At 33.7% G+C, this 15817-nt stretch carries 12 protein-coding genes; 4 read left to right on the top strand and 8 right to left on the bottom strand.

All coding sequences use genetic code 11. The features are described 5' to 3' along the window. Positions 1–206: 206 nt before the first annotated feature. The 4 genes from HRU49_RS01160 to HRU49_RS01145 are packed head-to-tail and all read right to left on the bottom strand — an operon-like array spanning position 207 to position 5191. Complete coding sequence (locus tag HRU49_RS01160) at positions 207–512, bottom strand: caspase family protein (protein WP_296353293.1); 306 nt, start codon at positions 510–512, stop codon at positions 207–209. Positions 513–532: 20 nt separating this feature from the next. Then, positions 533–1957, bottom strand: a complete 1425-nt coding sequence (locus HRU49_RS01155; RefSeq protein WP_296353291.1) for a hypothetical protein — start codon at positions 1955–1957, stop codon at positions 533–535. Positions 1958–1987: 30 nt separating this feature from the next. Then, the gene (locus tag HRU49_RS01150) at positions 1988–3430 is read right to left on the bottom strand and encodes an alpha/beta hydrolase (RefSeq protein ID WP_296353288.1); all 1443 of its coding nucleotides are present in this window, start codon (positions 3428–3430) and stop codon (positions 1988–1990) included. 36 nt (positions 3431–3466) lie between these two features. Next, entirely contained in the window at positions 3467–5191 is a 1725-nt protein-coding gene (locus HRU49_RS01145) for an ankyrin repeat domain-containing protein (protein WP_296353286.1), read from the bottom strand. A gap of 318 nt (positions 5192–5509) precedes the next feature. On the opposite strand from HRU49_RS01145, the gene HRU49_RS01140 reads away from it, so the two are divergent. Beyond that, positions 5510–5722: a hypothetical protein gene (locus HRU49_RS01140; RefSeq protein ID WP_296353285.1), complete on the top strand. Its 213-nt coding sequence runs from the start codon at positions 5510–5512 to the stop codon at positions 5720–5722. Between the two features lie 183 nt (positions 5723–5905). On the opposite strand, the gene HRU49_RS01135 is transcribed toward HRU49_RS01140, so the two are convergent. Next, positions 5906–6058, bottom strand: a complete 153-nt coding sequence (locus HRU49_RS01135) for an SsrA-binding protein (protein WP_296353283.1) — start codon at positions 6056–6058, stop codon at positions 5906–5908. A 682-nt stretch (positions 6059–6740) separates the two neighbouring features. On the opposite strand from HRU49_RS01135, the gene HRU49_RS01130 reads away from it, so the two are divergent. Further along, positions 6741–8696, top strand: a complete 1956-nt coding sequence (locus tag HRU49_RS01130; RefSeq protein ID WP_296353281.1) for an endonuclease — start codon at positions 6741–6743, stop codon at positions 8694–8696. 77 nt (positions 8697–8773) lie between these two features. Here HRU49_RS01130 and HRU49_RS01125 read toward each other — a convergent pair whose 3' ends face one another. Together HRU49_RS01125 and HRU49_RS01120 are read right to left on the bottom strand one after the other, a co-directional pair. Continuing rightward, complete coding sequence (locus HRU49_RS01125; RefSeq protein WP_296353279.1) at positions 8774–10693, bottom strand: M56 family metallopeptidase; 1920 nt, start codon at positions 10691–10693, stop codon at positions 8774–8776. Between the two features lie 2 nt (positions 10694–10695). Then, entirely contained in the window at positions 10696–11055 is a 360-nt protein-coding gene (locus HRU49_RS01120; RefSeq protein WP_296353277.1) for a BlaI/MecI/CopY family transcriptional regulator, read from the bottom strand. 159 nt (positions 11056–11214) lie between these two features. On the opposite strand from HRU49_RS01120, the gene HRU49_RS01115 reads away from it, so the two are divergent. After that, positions 11215–12165 carry a calcium/sodium antiporter gene (locus HRU49_RS01115; RefSeq protein ID WP_296353274.1) on the top strand — a complete coding sequence of 317 codons (951 nt, stop codon included), beginning with the start codon at positions 11215–11217 and terminating at the stop codon, positions 12163–12165. A 48-nt stretch (positions 12166–12213) separates the two neighbouring features. Here HRU49_RS01115 and HRU49_RS01110 read toward each other — a convergent pair whose 3' ends face one another. Then, positions 12214–13230, bottom strand: coding sequence for a glutamine synthetase beta-grasp domain-containing protein (locus HRU49_RS01110; RefSeq protein WP_296353273.1), 1017 nt, complete (start codon positions 13228–13230; stop codon positions 12214–12216). Positions 13231–13405: 175 nt separating this feature from the next. Between HRU49_RS01110 and HRU49_RS01105 the strand changes: the two genes are divergently transcribed. Further along, positions 13406–15592, top strand: a complete 2187-nt coding sequence (locus tag HRU49_RS01105) for a glutamine synthetase III (protein WP_296353271.1) — start codon at positions 13406–13408, stop codon at positions 15590–15592. The last annotated feature ends 225 nt before the right edge of the window (positions 15593–15817 follow it).

Raw genomic sequence — 15817 nt, 5'->3', positions numbered from 1 at the left:
GAATGGCAACTGTCTAATAACATTAATAATTGCCCTTCACTACCTAATGTATTTCTAAACGTTGCAATTATGTTACCTAACTCATCATCTCTAATGTGGTTTTGACCTTCGTATTTGTTTGGAATAAAGCGCACCAAAGCATCGTAAGGTACAATGGATTCGTCCTTATCATCAATTTCTTCACCATTGTCATCAAAAATTTGTTGTCAATGACCGGAATAGTGGATAACCACAATATCTCCAGGTTTTATTTTAGCTTGAAGAGCTTTAATAGCATCTAGGATTCCTGTTCTAGTAGCCATTTCATTTTTGAGTACTACTATATTCTCTTCCTTAAAGGCTTGATGTAATAAGGTGTTTTTTATTAATGGCACATCATTAGCCGAACTTATGGTTGACCAGCCCGTTTTTGGCAAATAATCACCAACCGCAATGATAAGGGCATGTTTTTCTGCTATTGCCTGTAAGCTGAATGCTAATGCAAGGATGAGTAAACTAATTTTTTTCATCATTTTAGATTTAATTTTAAGTTTTAATTTAAGTCAAATAGACTAAATGAGATACCAAAGTAATATCCAAAATCGTAGACATTTTTGGTGAAATTATCTACACTGGTAAAGTTAGTCGTATCTCCAATTTCTAATCCATTGGTAAGACGCTTTACAGGTCCATAAGCAATACCGCCCGAAAGTGCTAGTCTACTTTTACTACCGAAGAATAGGGATGGACCTAATAAGAAATTAACACCAGAGATACTGTTGTTTCCAGAGATAGGTATAGATAGTCCAAAGCTTCCGCCGATATTAAAGTTATCCCCCATATATGGGTAAAAGTTAATCATGGTGCTGAGGTTAGGTGTAAAAAAGTCATTATTATCTGCACCAATAACACCAGATTCGTCGATGAAATAATCCTTAGAATTATTGCCAAAATTGTTTAAGGTCATGGCAACACTTGTATTTATTTTGAAACCACCTTTAGAGAACATTTTAATGTTTCTCGTTTTAAGGGTTGTTGAGGTGTCGTCATTATCAATGTCATTAGAAAAATCACTTTGTACAAACTTGAGTTCTATGTTTACCTTATCGGCAGCTAGTTCGTAATCGTAGGTTTGCTCAAAGTTAGAGGCTTCTAAAATGGTGTAAAGCGAACGTAATTCATCTAAATTTTGAAGACTCTTTCCTGTAGAATTATTGAGATTTGTCATCAAACGTTGTAAGTCAGCCAAGGCAATATTTCGTGACACTAATTCACCTCTAGAAACCACTCCATCTTCTGAATCTCTCGAATTTTCAATCTCTTGCGACATAACGTTAATATTACTTTCAAGTCGCGATTTACTGTCCTTAATTGATTTTTCAACTTTTGCTAAGTACATGAAAAAATTGTCTTGGGCACTTGGGAGCCGCGCATCTAATTCTGCATCTGCGGTTTTAATTAGGTTCTCAATAATGGTTTTCTTGTTTAAATTTGGGTTTAAAAGGTTTGAAATTAAAGTTGATTTTAAGGCGGCTACATTAGTGATTTGATTGTTTAAATCATCTACACTGCCTCTGGCAGAGGTACTTCCCCTCGAACCTCTCTCAGATTTAAACATATTTGAGTCTGGAAGATTAGATGTGTTTAAATCCATGTTGCTACCAGTAAATGAATTGATACTTCCTAGCAGAGAACTAAAATTAAAACCTTGTCCAGTACTTATGAGATCTTCTTCTTTAACATCGGTTTGTACTTGTACAGCAAATGGATTAACGTTAGATAATTTTAACTCTATAAGACTATTTCGTTTAATTTGGGGTTTATCTAAGGTATCGATAACCTTATTGTTTTTATCTACATGGAGGTAGTTGATTTTATCTGTTGCATAGTCATACGTAATTCTATAACGCTCTTGAGCAAGTGATAAACTAGAGGTGAGCAGTAAGGTTAGTATACTGATTGTTTTAATGTACTTCATTTTCATAATAACTGATTTTGTGTATTTTTTTTACTGTGTTACTTTCCAGTAAAAAATATTGTCTTTTAGTTCAATTAAGGATAAACGCTTTCTGTCCAGAGCACGCTGTCCGGATTTTATAATATCAAATATGTCTGAAATTATAGAATTTGTATCTGCAAAGTAAGAATGGCTTAAAAAACTCGTGTCAATGCCTGAGGCATCAATAGTTTCAATGCCTTCTACAATGACCATTTTTTCGCCAGCATCCCCAGCTCTTGGATTACCATGCAAAAGCTTTGAAGCTTTTAAGGCCATATCATCTGCGGAAACATATAGTGTAATTGGCTTTTTTGTTTCAGAAACCATTTGAGGTGCTATCTCATTTTTAAAAACGTCAGCATCAATATCTGGTGCAGCGAGAATGATTTCTTTAATTTTAGACTTCAGCTCTGGATGCTCTTTCATAACCGCAACAATGGCTCTCGTTAGTCCTCTATTACCCATACTGTGAGCTACAAGATAGATGTCTTCTGCTTTAGATTTAGAGAGATAATCCTCTAAAAAGCGTTGCATATTTGATTGTGACCAAGCTATGTTTTCTTCATCTTTACCATATCTAAACGTTGAAGCTTGCGATGGCCAGCTGTAAAACACTGGTTTGCCTTCAAATTTTAAATCATAAGATATTTGAGCAGTGCGTTTGGCAGCTTCACTGAAGGATGTGTTGTAACCATGTACAAATAAAAAGGTACTCTTTTTCTCTGACTCTTGAATATCCTTTGATAGTTTATCGAAAAAATTATTTTTATCTAGTAATGAGATCTCTTGAAGCATCATATGCTTTTTAGGATCTTCTGAAAATTCGAACTTCCACACTTTAGGACTTTCAATTTCACCTACTCTGTGGTCGTGAGGTATGCTCACTACTACAATTCCATATTTTAATGAGGATCGTTTAGTGCCAAATGCATCATTAAGGTTGCCTGATTTCGTATGATTTCTATCAGTTCCAAAGTACACCGGTAAGGTTACATAATCAGGAGAAGTAGATGAGCCTCTGTCTTTTTGATTAGGATCTATATAGTTTAAACATATTAAGTAGTGCTGTTCTATGAACTCATTATTGACATAATATGATAACCTCAATTTAAAATTACCATAAGTTTTATAACTGTCATTTGATAGCAGCCAGAATTTAAAATCGAATTGGTTAAACCTATCAACGGAGTAGAATTCTTTGTTTTTGTAGTTTGCTTCAGTCTGAATTTTTAGATTAAAAATTGTAATAGAATTATCCAGTAATTGTAATTTAAATCGAGAATAATCACTTCTATTGGTAAGGCATGAATCTGAGATGGTAATGGCATCATCAAGAAGCTTGATGTATTCATTGTTTTGGGCCTTTACAGATGCAGAGAATAGAATAACAACTATCGCAATAATGTTATTGCGTAAGGCTTTTCTATTTAACATTGCATAAATATTTGACATAAAATACATTTGAGTAATAATTTTAGTCATTAATATCTAACTTTTTCTAACTTTTCTTAAGTACTTCGCTAATGACTTATACCCAGCCTTTTTTGCTATTTTCTCAGGTCTCATCTTGTCTTTGTTTTTTGATTTAGTACTGACATTGTTTTTAATCAGTAGTTTTGCCAAATTCATGTTTCCAGTTTTTGCTGCCAGATGCAAAAGATTATCATTATCGGAAGTTTTTATATCTACATCAGCACCATAAGAAATGAGTGTTTCTACAATGTCAATTTGTTCTTCTTTTACAGCAATCTGAAGTGCGCTGAGCATCCCAGGAGCAGATGCATCAGGTGAGATGCCTGTATTGAGATATGTTTCTAAAGATTCGGTTGTCTCATTGCGTATGGCCGCATCAAGTAAGACTCTAACTTGCTTATTTGTAAGTGTTTTAACGTCGGCCCCAAAGGCTATTAATAATTCTGCTACAGCAATGTTCTTATCATCTAGTGCATTTTGAAGGGCGGTATATCCTGTAGTTATACCTGCATCAGCAAGCAGATCGTTATTTAATAGTAATTCTAAAAGTTCTAAATTGTTTTTGCTTATAGCAATATCAATTAGAGCTCTTGCATAATCATCAGATAAATTTTCTGCAGAATACTTTAAAATCTTTTCTAAGGCCTGAATGTTATTACTTTCTAATGCAAGGTTTTCAAATCTTCCTCTAGCTGTGGTATAGGTGTGGTTAAAAATCCAACTATAGATTTCCCAAGATTCAAAGCGTTCTATTAAGTTATTTACTATAGCATACGCTATGTTGGAGTAGATAGCATTTAAAAGGACTTCAGTAGGTAAGGTATTGATTTTGTGAGCCTGACAACCTGCTGTATATTTGACGTCATCCCACTGCACGGTTTTAACACAATTACAGGTAGAATCATATTTATAATCGCCAGTATATCTGCCTTCGTTATAAGTAACAGCACCTCGCACAAGAATTCCTTCGATAAAACCGTTTTTATCAAATACAGGTCCGCCAGAGTTACCGGGAAATGCATCGATATCAGATTTAAACCAATACTCTGGGCTAGTATCAACAACCATAGCATTTGTAGAAAATTTAAGAGGAAGCCCGGTTGGTGTTCCTATTGTATAAATTGGGCCATTTTCTAATACAGTGCCACTGGTTCTAAATCTGTAAGGTGTTCTTTCTGAAGCCCTTTTAAGTTTTAGTACAGCATAGTCTTCTGAAGTTTCATCATCGAATTTCGAGGCTAGAATTTCTTCAACTTCATAAATATTTTCGTTTTTAAAATTTAGGCGTTTACCATCTATAAAATTAGACTCACTTGTATAATCAAATATCCAAACGACATTATTTGCTTCTTCCATAGAGTTAATACAGTGGCCTGCTGTAACTAGAATGTCAGGCGCAATTAAAAAACCAGTGCAACTTGCAACTGTAGGCTGGTCTAAAAATTTGACATTATTATCAAAGTTATCTGTGTTAAATTGAAAAGATAACCGATCTCTTAATGACCAAGAATAGAAGTCGTCATCGTAAGCATTACTTTTTGTGACCATTGCTGCTGTGGCTCGCGCAAATTGTTTAAAGCCTTCGGCATCTTTAATTTCTTTTCGATCGTCTTTACCAAAGACTCCTCTTGAGGGTTCTGAACCGGGTTCATTAAAAGGGTATTCAATAATTTTTTGATCTTGTGCATTTGCTGTTAATAGAGAAGTCGAAACTAGTAATAGTGTTAGGAAATATTTCATGATTATTTGGAATTAATAGCATGTTAAAGTTATCTATTTTTATCTTTTGAACAAATTATGTGCCAAATACCTAGAATTTGTTTAGACTATAATATTTTACTGAAGTGATAATGAGATAACGACGATTTCTGATTCCTTGCGCTATTTCGTAAATTATATTAGTTTATAATTGTAAGAGTTCTTGCATTTAGGCTTATGATTTTGCTAAATTTTTATACCACAACTTTGACATACCGAGTGATCATAAAAAGATAGTTTTAGGGTTAATGAAATTAAGTTTCTCAGCGCTATCGTTGTATTAGTGACAATGATGATAAAATGCTTTCTCCCTCGGAATTACCTTTAAACCTTAACGGATCAGAATCCTTAGGTTCAAATTGTGTATGTAAGGTTTCGATAATTGTGAACGGACAATGCTCCAGTACCGATATCTTTTCTGGTGTTGTTTTTCTTCAGTTTTTTGAAGTAAGTACCTTATTATTTAATCCAGCAACGGATGAATTTGGTGCAAATAATGAAAACGTCCAGTAGCGCGTTTGGTTTGGAACACCAGAAAGGCTTTAGACTCCAAACTTTATTTTCTGAGATGACCTGCTGGATGGACACAGCGAGGTTGGACTGTTAGGAATTCTCGACCTTTAAGCACAAGAACTTTTACCGCTTAAACGATAGATTAAATTGATTTTTTAAAAGGCCTAGATTTGGCAGTCTTGTTTAATTTAATGCCTTTTTAGTAACGTATGTGCGCCAAGCAATAATAGCGAGTTGGATCTTAGTAGCTTTACTAAGATCTAACTGCCTTTTAGAATAACTTGGAAGAATAATCTTATTAAGTTTTGCAATAGCCTTAAAAATAGATGTTTTCATTGGTGTATAAAAGCAAAAGTTGCGGTTGTCTTGTGCTCATTTTTGCGTGATTAGTGCAAAAATAGTAAAACTTATTCTAGAACTAAGTTTTACTTTATAATTGGTTACATTGATTGACCTTCCTTTGATTGATTAGTTCGTTTTGATTGATTGGTTCGTTTTGATTGATTGGTTCGTTTTGATTGATTTTTTAGTGATTTTAAATTTAGAAAATTGAAAAAATAATATCAATAATTAGTTTAGCTAAAGTCATCATATTTTTTTGGTTTAGAGGTTAATAAATTGTTTTACTTTCTTGATTGAGTTTTCAATATATAATGGTAACAAATGTTCTTCCAAACATTTTAATGAAAATTGGTGAAATTGAATTTAAATATATAAGTAAAAAAATGAAAAGGGTTACTAATTAATGCTACTTGTCTTCATTTAAAATAATAAATGTAAGCTTAAATAGTGTTAAGTGTTATAATATAAAACAATTGTAGGGTGTTTTTAGGTCTGATTTTAAAATCGTAGAGGAATTTGATCTTTAAAATCCCGATATTTTGAGTTTTCATCTTTTCAGCTCATCAATAGTATGATCAAAATCAGAGTTTATTTTGAGGTGAATTAGTGTAATTATATCAACTAGTTTTTTGACTCAATTGCTGAATTTAAACCTATCTTTGCCTAAATTTTAGATATGAAACGATTTTTACCACTAAGTTTAATCCTTCTTATTAATTTAACTTGGTCTCAAGTTTTGGTGATAAATGAGTTAGATCCAGATTCACCAAGCATCGATACGGAAGAATTTATTGAATTAAAGTCTGTGACACCTAATTTTTCAACAGATGGATATATTCTAGTGTTTTTTAATGGATCAACTAATGGAGGCGATTCGAGTTACATGGTAATTGACTTGGATGGTTATGCAACAGATAATAATGGTTTGCTTGTTGTTGGGAGCTCTGGGGTATCCCCTTTTCCACAGTTTTTAATTTCAGATAATGTAATTCAGAACGGGGCAGATGCTGTTGGAATCTATCAAGCAACTGTTGCTGACTTCCCAGAAGGAACCTTAGCTACTCAAGATAATCTTATTGATGCGATAGTTTATGGTACCAATGATTCAGAAGATACCGTTCTATTAAGTTTGATGGGGGAGACGGTCCAATATAACGATAATGGTACAAACGCTAATGCAAGATCAATTCAGCGTTTCGTTGATGGTATGGGGTTAGAATCATACACAACTGCATCCCCAACTCCAAGACGTGAAAATGATGGTTCTGGAAATGCTATAAATCCAATTTCAATTTCTACGTCTCAAACTCAATATGATGAGGGTTCAAGTTTTAATATTATGTTTTTAGCCGAATCTAATGTGACTTCAGACTTGAATTTTACGATAAGTTTGGATAATTTTGGCTTTAATACTTCCGATTATACAGGTAATATTAATCTTATAATGCCGAGTGGTGCAAATTCAACAAGCACTACTATTACCCTAATCGATGATCCAGACGATGAAGGTGACGAGGTTGTTAAAATTCGATTTACAGATTTGGTTGAGCCGATCGTGCCTTCAAATAATTTTGTTGAAGTTAGAGTAGTAGATAATGATTTCACAACGGCTGCATGGGGAACCCCATTAAATCCTACAACTGGGATTGTGCAAAGTACACAGCCGCAAGGCTATTACGATAGCTTAGATGGATTATCTGATCTTGCCCTTAGACAGGCGATACAAGATATTATTGCTGATCCAAATAATGTCAGAGCACAGACTTATGCAGATGTAATTAATATTTTAAAGGAGGCGGATCAAAATCCAGAAAATAGTAATCAGGTGTGGTTATTATATACAGAGGAAGGTCGAGCAAAATTAGACCTGCAAACTGGGAGTAGTAATACAGGGAAGTGGAATCGTGAGCATACCTTTCCGAGGTCCAGAGGTGGCTTTGATGATATAGAAGAAGATCAAATTGCCGATGGAATAGACGTGTTTTGGACTACCGAAGCAGATTCTTTACGTCATGGTAATTCAGATGCACATGCGCTTAGAGCAGCTGATGCTTCCGAAAACAGCGCTAGAGGAAACCAACATTATGGGCAATATACTGGACCAACTGGTACTTTAGGTAGTTTTAGAGGAGATGTGGCGCGCAGTGTCCTATACATGGAAATTAGATACAATGGACTCGAAGTTGTTAATGGGTTTCCTAGTACAGCGGGTCAGTTAGGAGATTTGGTAACTTTACTTGATTGGCATAGAAATGATCCACCAGATGATTTTGAAATGCATCGTAATAATACTGTTTATAATTGGCAGAGAAATCGAAATCCTTTTATAGATCAACCGCTTTTAGTGGAGTACATTTGGGGTAATAATGTTGGTGATGTTTGGAATCAATCCCTTGGTTTCAATGATAGTGAATTACAGAATGTATTTGTGTATCCAAATCCTTCTGATGGAAGATTTTATGTAAAGACTTCTAAGCTAGTTGACATTGAACTTCTTTCTCTTGAAGGTAAAGCTTTAAAACGTTACAGTAATGTAGAAACTTACATTGATATAGAATTGGCTTCTGGTTTGTACCTGCTTAAGATTACTCAGGAAAATTCAGTGACGTTTCGAAAAATTATCATCAATTAGATATGAATGAAATAAAAAATATTAAAAGCCAAACTTATTTTAAGTTTGGCTTTTTCGTTTTGATTGATGAAAGACGTCTAGTTTTTTTTAGTCTTTATGATCACAACACCGTTTTTGCCTTTATCGCCGTATTTTTCCGCGGCACTCTCATCTTTTAGAATAGTAACTGATTCAATATTTTTTGGGTTAATATCCTGGATTTTGTTAGGGTCTATTTCTTTGCCATCTACAATAAATAACGGTTTTTTATCTGAACCCTCAGAAATAAAAATATTGTTATTATTTTCATTTTGAATGGCCATGATATCTTTCTTATCACCATCTTTGCTTTTCCAAGTATTATAACCTTTAATCATTACGTTATTATCTTCTGATGTATCGATATTAGTACGTTTACCATTAACGATAATTACTTTGCTATCATTGTCTTTATCTTCTTCAATAGTAATCTCAACCCTTTCTTCATCACCAGAAATAACTTCCATATATTTAGAACTCTTAACCATTGTTGTTTTTTCTTTATCGGCATGGCCTTTAACAATGATTTTTGTTTTTTCATCTTCATTTTTATCGTCGTCCTGTTCTTCGGTAATAACGATAATATTATTTCCGTTCAATGATTTTTGAAATTTATATTTAGTTCCGTCTCCTTCATCAGATTCAAAAACATATACATGTTCTGCATGGTTATTATCGCTGGTTCCTATAACAATTAAATCTTTCTCTTCGTCGTAAATAATTTTAATAACATTTATGGCTACATCAGAATTAACATTATAACTTGCATTAGAATTACTTGATTTTGCATTTATTTTAATAGCGGTAATTTCTCTTTCACTATTTCGTTTTACGCCTTTAACTTTTAAAGTTATACCTTCTTTTTTTAGGTCGGACTTAATTTTGTCGAGTTCGGCATCACTCGTATTTTTTTCTATTACAGTAATGTGAAATTTTTGGTTAGATATTGGAAAAACAATCTTAGATTCAGCTATAAGAGCAGAATTAGCTTTTAATTTTGTTTTTGTAGTCTTTGCTTTGTTTTTTGTCTTTTCCTTATTTTCAATGACATTGTAAAAGTGATTGAGCTGCGCTGATGCTTCAATTTGAGGTGTGTCAATTAAACGTTCAGTCTTTTCTTTTTCAATGAAAATGGTTTTGGTGTTAAAACTCATCAGAAAAAGGCTCAGAGTGGGAATTAATAATCCAAATTTCCAGAGTTTGATTTTACTTGATTTTGATTTGTGTAACATAATTATTCTTTTTTTGATTTGTGAATTGTAGAAGTTGTTTGTGATTATAAATTTATGATTTGGAACACTAGATTTCAATAATAATAGTTGATAGCTCTTTTCGCATTTTGCAATTTCTTGAGCTTTCTTATCGGCAATAAACTCTAGGTTCTGTTCAATTTCTTTTTTATAGAGCCAGGTGAGTGGATTAAACCAAAATATGACACATGCTATTTGTGCTAGGATAATATCTAAAGAGTGCCAATCCTTTGCATGCGCTTTTTCGTGATGTAAGATATCTTGAAGCTCATTTCTACCATATTTTTTTGGGTTGAAAATTATCCAATTAAAGAATGAGAAAGGAGAGATGTCCTTTTCTGTTTCTATAAAAATATATTTTCCATTTCTATAGTACTTATGCTGTTTGAATAAAAGTGATAATGAAGTCAATTCAATGATGAGCTTACCTAAAAATAGAGTTAAACCAAAACCATAGATAAGGTAGAGCCATTGCTCCCCGTTTATAGTGCTACCAGCATCTTTAGATGCAACTTCAAAACCATTGACTTCAGTATTAATAGTCTCAATAACTGTTGGATTATGTTCAACATAAACAGGAATTACAATCAACGGTATACAAATGGCAGAAAGCATTCCAATAAGTAAGAACACGCGATTCGCTTGGAAAAATGTCTCCCGCTGTAGAAATAATTTATACAAAAAATAGAATAAGCATAGTACGGCAGATGCCTTTAATAGGTATTCCATGATTATTTGTTTTTTTCTATTAAAGCAATTATTTCTTTTAATTCATCTACACTAATTTTTTCTTCCTTCGCAAAAAAAGAAACGACATTCTTATAGGAGTTGTTAAAGTAATTTTCTATTGCAGTGTTCATGAATTTCTTCTTGTAATCCTCTTTAGTTACAATAGGGAAGTATTGATGTGTTTTGCCATAGGCATTATAGCCGACATAGCCTTTGTCCTCTAAGTTTCTTATTATAGTGGACAGGGTGTTGTAATGCGGTTTGTCATTTTTGACTTCTGCTAAAACATCTTTTACAAAAGCTTTTTGCAATCTCCATAAGATGTGCATGATTTCTTCTTCTTTATTGGTTAGTTTCTGCATAGTACTTCTTTTAATTTGTTTGTTTTCAAATATAACTATTTTTATAGTTATAAAACTAATTTAATAGTTATTTAACGAAATATTTAGTTTTACTTCGCTTTGAAAATGAAGTGTTATCTTCGCTCCTTAACATATTCCAAGTTTAATTTATAATAGTAAATGAGTGTAATTCTTGTTCTTGTTGGTCTAACACTTTTAGTTGTTGGTGGTGATTTTCTTGTTAGAGCTTCAGTTGGATTGTCTTTTAAATTAAAAATATCTAAGCTTGTAATAGGTATGACAGTAGTGTCCTTTGCGACATCGGCCCCAGAATTGCTTGTGAGTTTACAGGCCGCTTTTGATGGTATTACTGATATTGCTCTTGGTAATGTAATAGGTTCCAACATTGCCAATATAGGCTTGGTCTTGGGAATTACAGCTGTAATTTCACCTTTAGCAGTAGATAAGGATTTTTACAAGTACAATTGGCCAATGATGATGTTGGCTTCATTTGCACTCTATTATTTTTTAAAGAATGATGAATTTTTATCAGCAATAGAAGGTGTTATTTTATTTTCTTCCTTAGTGGTTTTCTTGTTTTTATTGATTAGAAGTTCAAGGAAGACCACTCAAGTAAATCTTGAAGAGGTTGATGATGCGTTAGCAGAAGTATCCAATTTTAAAATAGCAGCTTGGTTGCTAATTGGTGCAGCTGGTCTGTATTACGGATCTGAATGGTTAGTGGAAGGAGCCAAGCAATTAGCCATGGCAGTTGGTATTAGTGACTATGTCATTTCTGTGACAGTTATCGCTATTGGTACTAGTGTGCCTGAACTTGCAGCTTCAGTAATTGCTGCATTAAAGAAGGAAAAGGCTATTTCTTTGGGTAACCTTATTGGTTCGAATATTTTTAATATAACTTCTGTTTTAGGATTAACGGCTATTATAAAACCAATTGTTGTTAATCCAGAGACACCAGAAATTTTGTCAACTAATATTTTCTGGATGATCGCGTTCTCAGCTGTTCTTATCCCTTTAATGCTAATACCAAAGCAATTTATTATAGGTCGTTATAAAGGTATGTTACTATTTGGTGCCTACATGGTATTTATTTTTTTAGCACTTAGATAAAAAAAAAGCCTGCATAGAGCAGGCTTCTTAGCTTTATATTGTTATTGTTTAGGCGTCAGCACTTTTTACAGTTTTGATAATTCTTCCTGCAATTTTGTATGGATCACCATTAGAAGCAGGACGACGATCTTCTAACCATCCTTTCCAACCTTTCTCAACAGTGATAATCGGAATGCGGATTGAAGCACCTCTATCTGAAATTCCATAACTGAAGTCATCTATGGAAGCTGTTTCGTGATCTCCAGTTAAGCGTTGCTCGTTAAACTCACCATAAACTTCAATGTGTTCTTTAACAACAGGTCTAAAAGCCTCGCATATTTTTTCATAAGTTTCTTTACTTCCACAAGTTCTCAAAGTAGTATTAGAGAAATTGGCGTGCATACCAGAACCATTCCAGTCCATATCTTTCCCTAATGGTTTAGGGTGGTATTCTATATAGTAGCCGTATTGCTCAGTTAAACGATCAAGTAAATATCTAGCTACCCAAATTTCGTCCCCAGCTTTTTTAGCACCTTTCGCAAATAATTGAAACTCCCACTGTCCAGAGGCAACTTCTTGGTTAATACCTTCAAAGTTTAATCCAGCAGCAATACATAAATCTGCGTGCTCTTCAACTAAATCTCTACCATGAGTGTTTTTTCCTCCAACCGAACAATAGTACATGCCTTGAGGTGCAGGATAGCCGCCTATTGGAAAGCCAAGTGGTAATTGAGTTTGAGTGTCCATGATAAAATACTCTTGCTCAAACCCGAACCAAAAATCATTATCATCATCATCGATTGTTGCTCTTCCATTAGATTCATGAGGCGTACCATCTGCATTTAAAACCTCAGTCATTACCAAATAGCCGTTCTTTCTAGCTGGATCTGGATAAATAGCCACAGGCTTTAAAAGACAATCTGAAGAATCACCCGTAGCTTGTCTTGTTGAACTGCCATCAAAAGACCATATAGGGCAATCTTCTAATTTTCCACTAAAGTTTTCCTCTACTTTAGTCTTACTTCTCATGTTTTGAGTTGGCTTATATCCGTCAAGCCAAATGTACTCTAGTTTAGATTTACTCATCTCAATATTATTTTACAAATTGACAATGCAAATATTGTATTTTTTTCTAATCAGTCAAAAAAAATGGGGTATTTTAGGTGAAATGTTATTAATAATTGTTGATAACCCTATTTTTTAAGGGGTGTATTAATTTTACATTGATAAATTCTTATTTTTGCAGGAAATAATTACGAATATGTCAACTCTGAGATTTAATGCTGTAAAAGAATCATTAAAGCGTAGTCCCCTAAATATAGAAGAACCAAAAAGACGCTCTGAAGCTTTTGGCTCGAATGTATTTAATGAAGCCAGCATGAGGCAATACCTTACGAAGAGTGCGTTGGATGGTATCGTTGAATCTATAAATAAAGGAACAAAGATTGATCGGCTAATGGCCGATCATATTTCTGTGGGAATGAAAGAATGGGCTATATCCAAGGGTGCAACACATTACACGCATTGGTTTCAGCCATTAACTGGAGCAACTGCTGAAAAACATGATGCCTTTTTTGAAACTGTGGGTCATGGGCTTGCTATTGAAAAATTTGACGGTAGCCAATTGGTTCAACAAGAACCAGATGCATCAAGTTTTCCGCATGGCGGTATTCGAAACACCTTTGAGGCCAGGGGTTACACAGCATGGGATCCAACTTCGCCTGCCTTTATTTATGGTACTACGCTTTGTATACCAACTGTTTTTGTGTCCTACACAGGTGAGGCCCTAGATTATAAGACCCCATTATTGAGGGCTCTACAAGCTGTTGATTCTGCTGCTGCTGCCGTGTGTAAGTATTTTGATAAAAACGTACGAAAGGTTAGTGCATCACTTGGATGGGAACAAGAATATTTTCTTATTGATAATGGTTTGGCAACATCAAGACCAGATATAGTTTTAGCAGGCCGTACACTTTTAGGTCATTCACCCGCGAAAGGCCAACAATTAGATGATCATTATTTTGGAACTATCCCAACAAGAGCAATGGCTTACATGAGAGATTTGGAAAATGAATGTGTGTTGTTAGGGATTCCTGTTAAAACTAGGCATAATGAAGTTGCTCCAAATCAGTTTGAGTTAGCGCCTATTTTTGAAGAGGCTAATCTGGCTGTGGATCATAACTCCTTATTAATGGATGTTATGCAAAAAGTAGCGAAACGCCATCACTTTAAGGTATTATTACACGAAAAACCCTTTGCGGGAGTCAATGGATCTGGTAAGCATAATAATTGGAGTTTGCGCACCGATACAGGTGTTAACTTGTTATCTCCAGGTAAAACTCCAATGAGCAGTCTCCAGTTTCTTACTTTTTTTATAAATACCATTAAAGCTGTCGATGAATATGAAGAATTGTTACGCGCAGCTATAGCATCTGTAAGCAATGATCATAGATTAGGAGCAAATGAGGCGCCACCAGCAATTATTTCTGTGTTTATTGGCAATCAACTAACTAATGTTTTGAATGAGTTAGAAACAGTAACTAAAGGAAAATTATCTCCACAAGAAAAAACAGATTTAAAACTTAATGTGGTTGGTAAAATTCCAGAAATATTATTGGACAACACAGATAGAAATAGAACTTCTCCTTTTGCATTTACCGGAAACAAATTTGAGTTTAGAGCAGTAGGATCTAAAGCTAATTGTGCTAACCCTATGATAGTATTAAACTCTATAGTTGCAAAACAGTTAATTGCATTCAAATATGAAGTTGATGACCTTATTAATAATAAGGATATGAAAAAAGACGACGCTATATTTAATGTATTACGAGAATATATAAAAACGTCAAAAAGAATTTTATTTGAAGGTAACGGATATAGTGAAGCCTGGCAAAAAGAGGCTAAAAAAAGAGGTTTAAGTAATAATAAAACAACACCAGAAGCATTACAGGTAAAGATTTCTGATAAAACTGTTAAGTTATTTGAGTCTTTAGGAGTGTTAAATAAGGTAGAATCTGAAGCGAGATATGGTATTGAAATGGAAGAGTATATTCTGCATGTTCAGATAGAAAGTCGTGTGCTTGGTGATATAGCGCGAAATCATGTGGTTCCTACTGCAGTAAGATATCAAAATATTTTAATTGAAAATGTCACAGGATTAAAAACTATTTATGGTGATAAATTCAAAAAGCTAGCAACGGGTCAATTATCTCTTATTGAAGAAATTTCAAATCATATTGAAGCTATTAATTTTTTGGTGACGGAAATGACCGAAGCTCGTAAATCCTGCAATAAGTATGTCGATCTTTATAAAAAAGCAACAGGATATTGTAATAAGGTTAAACCTATTTTTGAGAAAATTAGATACCATTGTGATAAACTTGAATTGATGATCGATGACGAATTGTGGCCATTAACGAAATATAGAGAACTATTATTTACTAAATAAATAACTTATTTACTAAATAAATAACTGTATTCTATGAAACACATAAAATTCCGATTAACATCAGGATGGCTTTATTGAAATGTAAGTATTGATACGTAGTTTTTTAAGTCCTTCATGTCGCATTTATGTAATTCGTCGATTTCAATTTACTAGTCATCGAAAAGGTATAGTAATGATGTTAAAAAACTACTTTGAGTCATTTAACCACGAAGATTTATTAGTATT

It is taken from the genome of Winogradskyella sp. (genome assembly GCF_013213975.1).
Lineage (GTDB): Bacteria > Bacteroidota > Bacteroidia > Flavobacteriales > Flavobacteriaceae > Winogradskyella.
Note: the sequence above shows the minus strand (reverse complement) of the source record. Positions and strands in the feature narration are given on the sequence as shown.

Coding starts and splice junctions, on each gene's coding strand:
- HRU49_RS01135 (WP_296353283.1), bottom strand. CDS start 6,058: ATGAAAACATCTATTTTTAAGGCTATTGCAAAACTTAATAAGATTATT.
- HRU49_RS01145 (WP_296353286.1), bottom strand. CDS start 5,191: ATGAAATATTTCCTAACACTATTACTAGTTTCGACTTCTCTATTAACA.
- HRU49_RS01105 (WP_296353271.1), top strand. CDS start 13,406: ATGTCAACTCTGAGATTTAATGCTGTAAAAGAATCATTAAAGCGTAGT.
- HRU49_RS01160 (WP_296353293.1), bottom strand. CDS start 512: ATGATGAAAAAAATTAGTTTACTCATCCTTGCATTAGCATTCAGCTTA.
- HRU49_RS01110 (WP_296353273.1), bottom strand. CDS start 13,230: ATGAGTAAATCTAAACTAGAGTACATTTGGCTTGACGGATATAAGCCA.
- HRU49_RS01115 (WP_296353274.1), top strand. CDS start 11,215: ATGAGTGTAATTCTTGTTCTTGTTGGTCTAACACTTTTAGTTGTTGGT.
- HRU49_RS01140 (WP_296353285.1), top strand. CDS start 5,510: ATGCTTTCTCCCTCGGAATTACCTTTAAACCTTAACGGATCAGAATCC.
- HRU49_RS01125 (WP_296353279.1), bottom strand. CDS start 10,693: ATGGAATACCTATTAAAGGCATCTGCCGTACTATGCTTATTCTATTTT.
- HRU49_RS01130 (WP_296353281.1), top strand. CDS start 6,741: ATGAAACGATTTTTACCACTAAGTTTAATCCTTCTTATTAATTTAACT.
- HRU49_RS01150 (WP_296353288.1), bottom strand. CDS start 3,430: ATGTCAAATATTTATGCAATGTTAAATAGAAAAGCCTTACGCAATAAC.
- HRU49_RS01155 (WP_296353291.1), bottom strand. CDS start 1,957: ATGAAGTACATTAAAACAATCAGTATACTAACCTTACTGCTCACCTCT.
- HRU49_RS01120 (WP_296353277.1), bottom strand. CDS start 11,055: ATGCAGAAACTAACCAATAAAGAAGAAGAAATCATGCACATCTTATGG.